At 42.7% G+C, this 9,954-nt stretch carries 13 protein-coding genes and 1 pseudogene; 7 read left to right on the top strand and 7 right to left on the bottom strand.

Annotated features, from left to right (window positions below):
- The 7 genes from BHV83_RS10575 to BHV83_RS10545 form a co-directional block, all read left to right on the top strand.
- On the top strand, positions 1-1,216 hold a 1,216-nt coding region (locus BHV83_RS10575), incomplete at its 5' end, for a RecQ family ATP-dependent DNA helicase (RefSeq protein ID WP_286757498.1).
- A gap of 175 nt (positions 1,217-1,391) precedes the next feature.
- Entirely contained in the window at positions 1,392-1,718 is a 327-nt protein-coding gene (locus BHV83_RS10570) for a hypothetical protein (RefSeq protein WP_005635220.1), read from the top strand.
- A 45-nt stretch (positions 1,719-1,763) separates the two neighbouring features.
- A complete protein-coding gene (locus BHV83_RS10565) occupies positions 1,764-2,447 on the top strand; it encodes a YiaD family glycine zipper/OmpA-like lipoprotein (RefSeq protein ID WP_005647177.1) in 684 nt (227 codons plus the stop codon).
- A gap of 214 nt (positions 2,448-2,661) precedes the next feature.
- Positions 2,662-3,144 (top strand): GNAT family N-acetyltransferase, encoded by a 483-nt coding sequence (locus BHV83_RS10560; RefSeq protein ID WP_005647176.1) that lies wholly within the window; start codon positions 2,662-2,664, stop codon positions 3,142-3,144.
- Positions 3,145-3,155: 11 nt separating this feature from the next.
- Positions 3,156-3,308 carry a GNAT family N-acetyltransferase gene (locus BHV83_RS10555; RefSeq protein ID WP_227226112.1) on the top strand — a complete coding sequence of 51 codons (153 nt, stop codon included), beginning with the start codon at positions 3,156-3,158 and terminating at the stop codon, positions 3,306-3,308.
- A 178-nt stretch (positions 3,309-3,486) separates the two neighbouring features.
- Positions 3,487-4,140, top strand: coding sequence for a DUF4136 domain-containing protein (locus tag BHV83_RS10550; RefSeq protein WP_005635216.1), 654 nt, complete (start codon positions 3,487-3,489; stop codon positions 4,138-4,140).
- Positions 4,141-4,170: 30 nt separating this feature from the next.
- Entirely contained in the window at positions 4,171-4,800 is a 630-nt protein-coding gene (locus BHV83_RS10545) for an outer membrane beta-barrel protein (protein WP_005647174.1), read from the top strand.
- 80 nt (positions 4,801-4,880) lie between these two features.
- Here BHV83_RS10545 and BHV83_RS10540 read toward each other — a convergent pair whose 3' ends face one another.
- The 7 genes and pseudogenes from BHV83_RS10540 to BHV83_RS10510 form a co-directional block, all read right to left on the bottom strand.
- Positions 4,881-5,522 (bottom strand): hypothetical protein, encoded by a 642-nt coding sequence (locus BHV83_RS10540; RefSeq protein WP_173022552.1) that lies wholly within the window; start codon positions 5,520-5,522, stop codon positions 4,881-4,883.
- Positions 5,503-6,309 (bottom strand): metallophosphoesterase family protein, encoded by an 807-nt coding sequence (locus tag BHV83_RS10535; protein WP_005648730.1) that lies wholly within the window; start codon positions 6,307-6,309, stop codon positions 5,503-5,505. Before BHV83_RS10535 ends, BHV83_RS10540 begins: the two co-directional genes overlap by 20 nt.
- 108 nt (positions 6,310-6,417) lie before the next feature.
- Positions 6,418-7,353, bottom strand: coding sequence for a phosphoinositol dihydroceramide synthase (locus BHV83_RS10530; RefSeq protein WP_005635208.1), 936 nt, complete (start codon positions 7,351-7,353; stop codon positions 6,418-6,420).
- Positions 7,350-8,033 (bottom strand): CDP-alcohol phosphatidyltransferase family protein, encoded by a 684-nt coding sequence (locus BHV83_RS10525; protein WP_005647170.1) that lies wholly within the window; start codon positions 8,031-8,033, stop codon positions 7,350-7,352. The genes BHV83_RS10530 and BHV83_RS10525 overlap by 4 nt, the downstream gene beginning before the upstream one ends.
- Positions 8,034-8,050: 17 nt before the next feature.
- A complete protein-coding gene (locus BHV83_RS10520; RefSeq protein WP_122121349.1) occupies positions 8,051-8,557 on the bottom strand; it encodes a GtrA family protein in 507 nt (168 codons plus the stop codon).
- Positions 8,542-8,986: pseudogene (locus BHV83_RS10515) on the bottom strand (phosphatidylglycerophosphatase A family protein). The gene BHV83_RS10520 and the pseudogene BHV83_RS10515 overlap by 16 nt, the downstream one beginning before the upstream one ends.
- A gap of 160 nt (positions 8,987-9,146) precedes the next feature.
- The coding region (locus BHV83_RS10510) for an inositol-3-phosphate synthase (protein ID WP_286757497.1) at positions 9,147-9,954 on the bottom strand (808 nt) is incomplete at its 5' end.

Below are 9,954 nucleotides of genomic sequence, written 5' to 3'. Positions count from 1 at the left end.
CATACCGCATGTTCAGGTAATTGCCGTAACAGCTTCAGCCACGGCAGCTGTGGTTGCCGATATCTGCGAGCAGCTCCATTTTCGCAAAGGATATAGGATATTCAAGACCTCTTTCGAGCGGAAGAATCTTTCGTTTGTAGTTCGTAAGACAGACAATAAATTAAAGGAAATTTGTCATATCTTATCTGCCGTACCCGGCTCCGCGGTGATCTACAGCCGTACCCGCAAAGGAGTGGAAGAATATGCCGGAAAATTACGGGCGGCGGGCATTTCTGCTGAATATTTCCATGCTGGCCTGGACCCGGTTCTGAAGACAGAGCGGCAGGCCGATTGGGTAAAAGGATTTACGCGTGTGCTGGTTGCCACTAACGCGTTCGGAATGGGGATTGATAAAGGGGACGTGCGTGTGGTGATCCACACGGAGTTTCCTGACTCGATGGAGGCTTATTACCAAGAGGCGGGACGTGCTGGTCGTGACGGGAAACGGGCCTACGCTGTCGCTTTGTTGGGACCGCAGGACATAACGGATATAAAAAGGCGTCCTTCCAATGCTTTCCCGACAATCGAATATATCAAACGGGTTTATGAAGCTTTGTGTAACCGTTTTCAGATTGCAGAAGGGGATGGGGAAGGCGTGTCTGTCTATCTGGATGAACCGGAGTTTTTGAGAAGCTGGCATTTCGATAAGGGCCGTTTGCGCTCTTCTCTTGAAATATTGTCTTTGTCGAACTATCTTACTTTTGAACCCTATCCTAATTCACAACCCTATCTGCGGTATGACCAACCTCGTTGGACGATGGATCGTTTTCTGAACGACGATTCTCCGGCCGCCAAAGTCGCTGTCGAGGTTTTACGGAATTACGAAGGGCTCTTTTCTGCCGGAGTTTTCGTCAGTGTCGATATGTTGGCAAGAAGAACCGGACTGGAAGCGCGTATGGTGGCGAAAGTACTGGGATATCTGCGAAATGTCGGCTTCTATTATGTCCCTCCTCGAAAAGAACCCCGGATCACTTTTAAGATGATCCGCGTCCCTTTGGACCGTCTTGTCATTACGACTGCATCTTATGAAAATCGTTTGGCTGCTTTCAAAATGCGAATTGAAAAGGTGGCGGAATATCTTGAGACTCACGGTTGCCGTCAGGAGTTTATTTCCGAATATTTCGGTATGGAAGGGACACGATGCGGATGTTGTGATAATTGCTTGCAGAAGCGGTAAAAGGTGGTTCAACTTAACCCTATGCGTTACGGAGGCTAATGCATAGGGTTAGTCCTCGTAAAGCTATGCATTAGGAACCTGTTTAAGATTCGAATTGATTTTTTTGAGTACCTGTATGGATAACGAATATTTTTGTTTATGTTTGTAGCATCTATCAACCAAAAATTAAAAAGATATGAGTGACAAAGATGATTTAATTTATGATGAAGATGATTCTGTAGCATTTATCCAGAACTATCTTCCCCAGGAATTGAAAGGAAAATTCAGTAATGACGATATTAATTATATTGTGGATCTGATTTATGAATTTTATGAGTCGAAGGGTTTCCTTGATGAAAATTCCGATGACAATGCTGAAATTGATATTGATGAAGATGAATTGATCGGGTTTGTTGTAAAGAATGCGCAAAAAGACGGTGTAGGCAAGTTCTCACCTGAAGACATCACTTTTATTGTACAGGGAGAACTTGAATATTGCGATTCCATCAACATGTTCGATTAATAGACTGTTGTATAGTTACAATATAGTTTATAAAAGAATAAGAAGATGAGAAATTTTAAGTTGTTATCAGTTTTACTGCTTTGTATGGCAGTCGTTTTTACGAGTTGTGGAACATGGAACAATACCGCTAAAGGTACGGCTATCGGAGTCGGCGGAGGTGCGGCAGTAGGTGCCGGAGTCGGTGCTTTGGCTGGTAATACTGCATTGGGTTCGATAATCGGTGCTGCCGTGGGTGGTACTGCAGGTGCTTTGATCGGTAAGAAGATGGACAAACAAAAGAAGGAATTGGAAGCTACGCTGCCGGAAGAAACGACTGTCGAAACCATTAATAATGGCGAGGCACTGAAGGTTACGTTTGATTCGGGTATCTTGTTCGCAACCAATTCAAGTACTGTCAGTGCCGCTTCCAAGAGTGCGTTGCGTGACTTGGCTGCCAGTTTGAATGCAAATCCGGATACGGACATAAAAATCATAGGACATACGGATAATACAGGAAAAGTTGATTATAATCAGACGTTGTCAGAAAAACGTGCAAAGAGCGTATTCGATTATCTGATGGAAGACCAAGGTGTGAGCAGTAAGCGCATGACTTATGAAGGCAAGGGAGTACATGAACCGGTTGCCGATAACAGCACTCCTGAGGGACGTGCTTTGAACCGCCGAGTAGAAATCCTTATCCTTCCCAACTCAAAAATGGTACAGGAAGCACAGCAAGGAACTTTGCGATAAGAAATAATAGAAAGCAGAATCAAGAAAGGGATGTCCGAAAGCCGGGCATCCCTTTTTTTGACGATAAACACATCTACTTAAACATAAACCGGTAATAAAACATGTTTATCTGAGAAATATCCATATATTTGTATTGTAGTGTTTGATAACTATTGATAAATAGCAATTATCAAGTATATAAAACCTTGCCATAGATAATATGAGTGTTAAGAATATGAATACAGATTTTACAATTAGAATTGCCCAACCTGCTGATGTCCTTGAGCTCAAAGACTTATTTCAAGATACAGTCCTCAATATAAACAGGCGTGATTATTCAAAAGCAGAAGTGGAAGATTGGGCATCGTGCGGAAACGATATCTCCCATATAAAAGAAATGATTAGAACGCATTTTTTCATTGTAGCAACTAATCAACAGTTACAGGTTGTCGGCTTTGCATCCATTACCCAACAAGGTTATTTGCATTCTATGTTTGTTCATAAAGATTTTCAAGGTAAAGGTATTGCTACGATACTTCTAAATGAAATAGAACGGTATGCAACTGCAACAGGAATCATACGGATTACATCAGAAGTAAGTTTAACAGCCCGTCCATTCTTTGAACAAAGGGGGTATATAGTAACGGAAGAACAAAAACGGAGAGCAAATCAGCTTTCTCTCACCAATTTTTGGATGGCAAAGAATCTGAGCAAATGAAATAAATTCAAATGCAGATAACTGTCAATTCATCGTCATACGCTGTGAAGTTCTATGAAAGTTTAGGCTTTTCAAAGACTTCTGAAGAACAGGAAACAGATGGATTAAAATATACCCCGATGCACTACTGTCCACTAAGAATGGACGGCCTTATCACTGGATAATACACGAGATTGCTGTGTTCATTAACAGTCGTTTATAACCGTTCTAAAATCTTCAGACAAGTTAATTAACACTCTTGAAAAGGGAGAATGCAAACCTTTTTTAGTTCATGTTGTTTAAATAGTAACTTATATATAAGTGCATAAATAATAGTATAAACTGTTTTAAACGTTGAATGAGATGAAAAAGATTCTTCCTTTTTTCTTATTGGTTCTTTTACTGGCGTCTTGCCAGAAGGATCCAGACATGTCAAAACTAAGCGATGATTTCGTAGTATTCACTGATCACAACAAGGATGCTAATTTCGAATCCTTTACAACTTTCTACATCCCTGATAGTGTAATGGTTATCGGTAGCAGTGAAAAACCGGAATTCTGGAGTGCAACAGAAGCTGACGATATCGTCTCTACTTTGGTTAGTGGCATGGAAGGCCGTGGTTACACACGTGCATCGGATAAAGAATCTGCGGATTTGGGTTTGCAGGTTTCTTTTGTGAAAAATGTAAATTACTTTACAAACTATCATGACAATCCTTACTGGTGGTGGGGGTATCCGGGATATAACTGGTGGTATGGCTACTGGGGTAATTGGACTGGCGCATGGAATGGATGGTATTATCCGTATCCTGTTGTATACAGCTATAGCGTAGGTTCTTTATTGGTTGAACTGGTCAATTTGAAAGCTCCGCTGCCAAAATCTGCAGATGCTAAACTTCCGGTTCTTTGGACTGCTTACATGACTGGCTTGCTGTCCGGTTCCGACAAGGTAAATATCGAACTTTCTACTCGTGCTATTGAGCAGGCTTTTGTACAGTCACCGTACCTGAAAAAATAATTAAACGCGAATTAGATAAATTTGAGTCTTATGAAAAAGATATATAAATCAATAAAATTAATCGCTTTACTTGTTGCCTGTTTAGCGATACCTTCCCTGGCTGGTGCCCAGGTTGTAAAGAACATGTATTTTAATGTTGACTGGCAGATTAATTCTCCGTTCAGCCAGGATTTCTCAGACAAGACAAGTGGTTGGGGTGCACATGCGGAAGCCGGTTATTATGTAATTCCTAATTTCTCGGTAGGTGCATTTATCTCTTATCATACCAACAATAAGTATATCGACCGTCAGACGTTGCCGGTAAGTTCTACATCGGCCATCACTTCTGATCAGCAGCATTCTATCTTTCAGTTGCCTTTTGGTGCAGCTTTTCGTTACAACGTAGCTCCCGAAAGCCAGTTCCAGCCTTATGCTGGTGTGCAGTTAGGTGCAAGCTATAGTGAAATGTCGACTTATATGAATGTAATGAAAGTATACGACCGTAATTGGGGTTTCTATGTATCTCCCGAAATCGGTATGACTATGTATTTTACACCTCAGAAACAGATCGGTCTGCATGTCGCTGCCTACTATAATTATGCAACCAATAAAGGAGAAGTCCTGAGTTATTCGATCGATGGATTGAATAACTGGGGCATCCGATTAGGTCTTGCCTTCTAATGGAAGTTTGTTCTTTTAAGTGTTTTATGTAGTTTATGGGGAACGGGAGGCTGTCGTAATGACATCTCCCGTTTTTTGCTTTATAGGATTTGTAGTTTGAGGCCGAACGAGAGGCTTAGATAGTCTTTGGGTTTCAGATAACCGTTCCCGATCTTGTTTATCAGATATAGGTCACAGGTACTGAGCTCGTAGAAGAAAGAAATGGATTTATGCCAGCTCTTTTTTGTGTTTAGCTTCAATGTGAATCGCTCTCCAATAAAAACATGGGTACGGATGCGGGTGGAGAACCAGTAGTAACCTTGTGGATATTTGTCCGGCTGCTTACCCCAGAAGTCACGATCTAAAAGAGTATTGATATAGACACCGCAGGCGAGAGGTTCGAAAGATAACTTGTCGGCGATATGGATGTTCCAAGGGTAATAATTCTGTTTGAGTGTAAGAGTTGCCATAGCATGGCGATCCGAGTTGCGGGGAACTATCCCCAAATATACATCTGTTTCCCAGTGATTACGATAATAATTCCAACCTGTTCCGAGGGAAAGCATACCCATTGATCCGGCGAACTGTAGCTTGGTATAGTGGGGAATGAGTTTTTCCCATCTGGATATATATTTTTCTACGCGTTTTTTATATCGCACATCATCCTCGATTTCCTCCTGTGCCTGTAAAGTGCCGGCCAGGAAAAGAAATAAGAGCATCCATTTAAAAATTGATAATTTCATACGTGTAGCCGTCCGGGGTTAGGGTAAATAATAGGTAGTTACGTTTGGCTATATTGCTACAGCCGTAGTAGATGATCCCATCGTCAAAAAGGTCTTCCACCTGTAACTGATGGTTATGTGCGTTCAGGCAAAACAGCAAAGAGGGAAATTCACGGATATATAGCTGAAATACGTCTTTTACATTGTTATCGAACTGTTCGCTTCCGGGACGTGCATGCATGGCGACGATCGTGCGGCTGTAATGCCGGGTACTGTCTTGCAGCTCTTCTTTCAGAAAACCGAAATCAGGGACAGGGTGGGAGTAGTCGTATTCGATCGCATTGGTATTGAGGCAAACGAATTTAACGTCCCGGACGATAAAGGAAAAGTTTTCTTCTCCGAACAATTTGTTGAAAACCTGGTCACCATTGCCGATGACGTCATGGTTACCGATCAATCCGACATACGGGATATCGAGCTTCGACAGGATATTGACAGTCCACTCGTACTCTTTCTTCATGCCGAACTCGGTATAGTCTCCTCCGTGTATGATGAAATCGATGCTGTCTTTTTTAGTATTGATATGTTTTACGAAATCTTCTGTCTCGTCGTAGCTACGTTGGGTGTCGCCCATCAGGACGAAGCGGATCGTGTCTTTATCTTTTGTTGCTGCCTCGATAAGCGGGATGTTGTGGTCGTTGATATCGCGTTCGGAAATGGTGAGCCGGCCGTCATACGGATGGTAATCGATCAGATCACATGCAGACAAGAATATACACAGGAATAATGGTAGAGTTTGTTTATACATGACATCCTAACTTTTATTTGTGGCAAAGTTAGGATGTCATGCTACTTCAAAAAAGGTCAAGATGCAATGAATAATGTGCCAATACGAAGAAATTTTTTCATTGGTACATTATTTAATGTAATTATAATATCGGTTGAAGAAGTTTTTGAACCAGCCTGTCTTCATCAATCCTTTTTCGAAAAGCAGGATTCCTAACAGAGCGCAACAGATACCCAATGTCACATCTATAATATAGTGATGTGAGGTGTAAACTGCTGTTCCCCAAATTCCCGCCATGATGATGGCAAACAGGATAATCACAAATTTATTGCATTTATTGACAATCGCATAACATAGTGCCACAACCATATATGCAGCATGTAATGATGGAACTGCCGCGAATACGTTTGCGTTGCGGCCATAGATGGAATCGAAGATAGAAAGGCCGGTCAATGTGTCGAACCTGCCGAGACCGGCAACATTACCCGGTGTGTCGAGTATCGGTTCAAAACCATAATTGATTGCATACCAAGGTGGTGCTGCCGGATGGAGATAGTATCCGGCAAAGCCAATCAGGTTGACGAACAGGAATACCATCGAGAAATGGAGGTACAAATTACGGTATCCCTTGAGATAGAGCCACAATCCGAAAGCTATCGGAACAGGAACCCAGCAGAGATAAAATATACCTGCAAGGATGTCCGCAATCCGGCAATTATGGATCGCGAAATATTCGCAAGGAATTAGGATATTCCCATTATCATTTATACCGAACAAGCTTTTTTCCAGATTATATAGGTTTTCCACGTCAATCGAGTTAGCCTCGTAATTTGGGAAAACACGCATCCAGTCGTATGAAATGCCGAAAAGAGCGAATGGCAATAAGGCAACAGCTAATTTACGGGTTGTCTTGCCAGCGAAGAAGAGGAGGAGGTAAAGCCCAACCATGAACACATGCTCCGGGCGTAATCCGATACATACGGCTGTCAGCAAAAGAAACAGCGCTGTCAAGCCGATAACAGTCCCTGCCTCCTTCTTTGACGGGAGTACAATTGTTCCTTTCATTCGTTATCTTTGCTGCTCAATAGTTTACGACAATGATTCAGGCGTGCGAATGCCGTGATGTTGGAGAATATCGCAACGATCAGCAAAGGAATGACGAATATCATGATCGGTTCGAATATCTCGTTGTTTTCCATCATGGGTGCAAAGATACCGCAGCAGAGAGCCCCTAATCCGGTCAACACTACGCGTTCGGGACGTTGCATGAAACCGACTTTGCATTCAAGTCCCAATCCTTCGGCACGGGCGCGGACATAGCTTACCATTAATGAGCCGATCAAAGCAATGAAAGCGACGATCGAACTGATGACATATCCCTGATTGATCAGGTAGAAACATATCCCGAAGAAAACCGTCAGTTCGCTGTAGCGGTCCAGTACCGAATCGTACAAGGCTCCGAATGTGGAACTCATTTTGCCGATACGCGCCACCTGTCCGTCCATCATGTCGAACAGTCCGGCAAACAAGATGATGCCGCCACCCCAGCCGATATAGTAGAAATCACCTCGTTCTCCTTTCATTCCGGCATAAAGGAATATGCAAGCAGCCACAATATTCAGGATTAATCCTGTTGTCGTAATAAAATTGGGAGTGATCCCAATTTTAATCATTCCATGTACGATCGGGTTGATGATCTTGTAGATCGTCTGTTGCAACCAATCTCTAAAAACTTTGAATTTCATATATTACTATTTTGTTTTTATTTTGAGTTCGCTTTCTGAAAACGGTCCCTGATCCTACAGTTCTTGTAGACAAAGATACGTTGCATATTATAGTTCCAAAGAAATCCGACAAGCAGTGAGACTACTATCTTGGAAAAGACGAACAAGTCGTCGATATAATGTTTCAGTGTTTCCTGGACCCAAGGATTCCTGCTGATCGTTTCCGTCATGAAGTAAATTCCCCAGGTATTCAATAAGATACTACCAATCCAGACCAGTAGATATTTGACTATTACATGTCGTTTCTTGCATTCTTTGGATTTGAATGTCCATTTGTAATTGATGATGCAATTTACGATTCCGCCGCAGACAGAACCAGTGAAGGTTGCATACACGTAATAAACTCCAAATAATTTAACCAACAAGATTGTGACCAGAAAGTCTGTCGCACTGGCGACTTGTGAAGAAAATTGGGCTCGTATAAACATGAATATCCCGCCTTTCTCCGAAAACGCTCTTGCACTTTTCTTTATCCAATCAACCATCTTGCAACTATTAGCAGGATGAGGCTATATATTCCAGCCAAAATATCATCCATCATTACTCCGACTCCTCCCTTGAGATATTCCATTTTGCGTATACCCAATGGCTTGAAAATATCGAACAGGCGGAATAGCGCGAATGCTGCCAGAGCATACCACAAGTTACCGGCCGGTGCTGCCAAAAGCGGAATCCAGACACCTACCATTTCGTCTACTACTACCCGCGAAGGGTCTTCTCCCCAAATAGGTTCGACTGCGTTTGCCGAACGGATGCCGGCAATCGTAAAAATACCGATCAATAACGCGGTTATAATAAGAAGTAGAGTAGGAGATACGGCGCACGACAATGCAAGCCAGATCAGCGTAGCTAACAAGGCTCCCGCCGTTCAAGCCTGTTGCAATAATAATATGAATTAGTGGAACTCTTTTCATCCTGTCAGTAAAATGTGTGCAAAGTTATAAAAATAATATAACTTTCCCCCTCGTCCGGGAGAAAGTTATATCGAGAATTCCATCAGCATGAAATTTTAGTTTCATAGGCATGGAACAAAAGTTTCATCCCTATGAAACTAAATTTATATTACCCTGAATTTTAGTCCAAATAATTAGGGGCTTTTTCTCCGATCATATCGCGCAACGTCTGCTTAACCATTCTCCATTGCTGGAAGAGGTCATGTACGGGCTGATGTTCGAAGTCGTGCATCGGACTCTTGCAGAAGAAAGACAACCAAGTCTGGATACCATACATACCGGCACGCAGGGCCAGATCGCTGAACAACACCAGGTCGAGTGCGATAGGGGCAGCTAGGATGGAGTCGCGGCAAAGGAAGTTTACCTTGATTTCCATCGGGTAACCCATCCAGCCGAAGATGTCGATATTGTCCCATGCTTCTTTATTGTCCTTGCGGGGAGGATAGTAATTGATGCGTACCTTATGATATACGTCTCCATACAGGTCCGGGAATTTTTCGGGTTCGAAGATGTTGTCAATGACAGATAGCTTGCTGACCTCTTTTGTCTTGAAGTTTGCAGGATCGTCCAATACCTCGCCGTCACGGTTTCCTAAGATATTGGTAGAGAACCAGCCGCTTACACCTAACATACGGGTTTTGAACATCGGAGCCAGTACTGTCTTCATTAAAGTCTGTCCGCTCTTGAAGTCCTTACCGGAGATAGGCACATTCATCTTTTTAGAGAATTCCCACATGGCGGGAGTGTCTACACACAGGTTAGGAGCACCCATGATGAACGGAGCACCTTCTGCTATAGCGGCATAAGCGTAGCACATACTTGGAGAAACGGCTTCCGTATTGTTGTCCTTCATTGCTTTTTCCAAAGCGGCAAGCGACATGTGCTCGTCAGACAGCGGAATATAGATTTCCGTACTTGCAGCCCATAGA

It is taken from the genome of Parabacteroides sp. merdae-related_45_40 (genome assembly GCF_001915675.1).
This window is presented reverse-complemented; position numbering and strand designations above follow the sequence as displayed.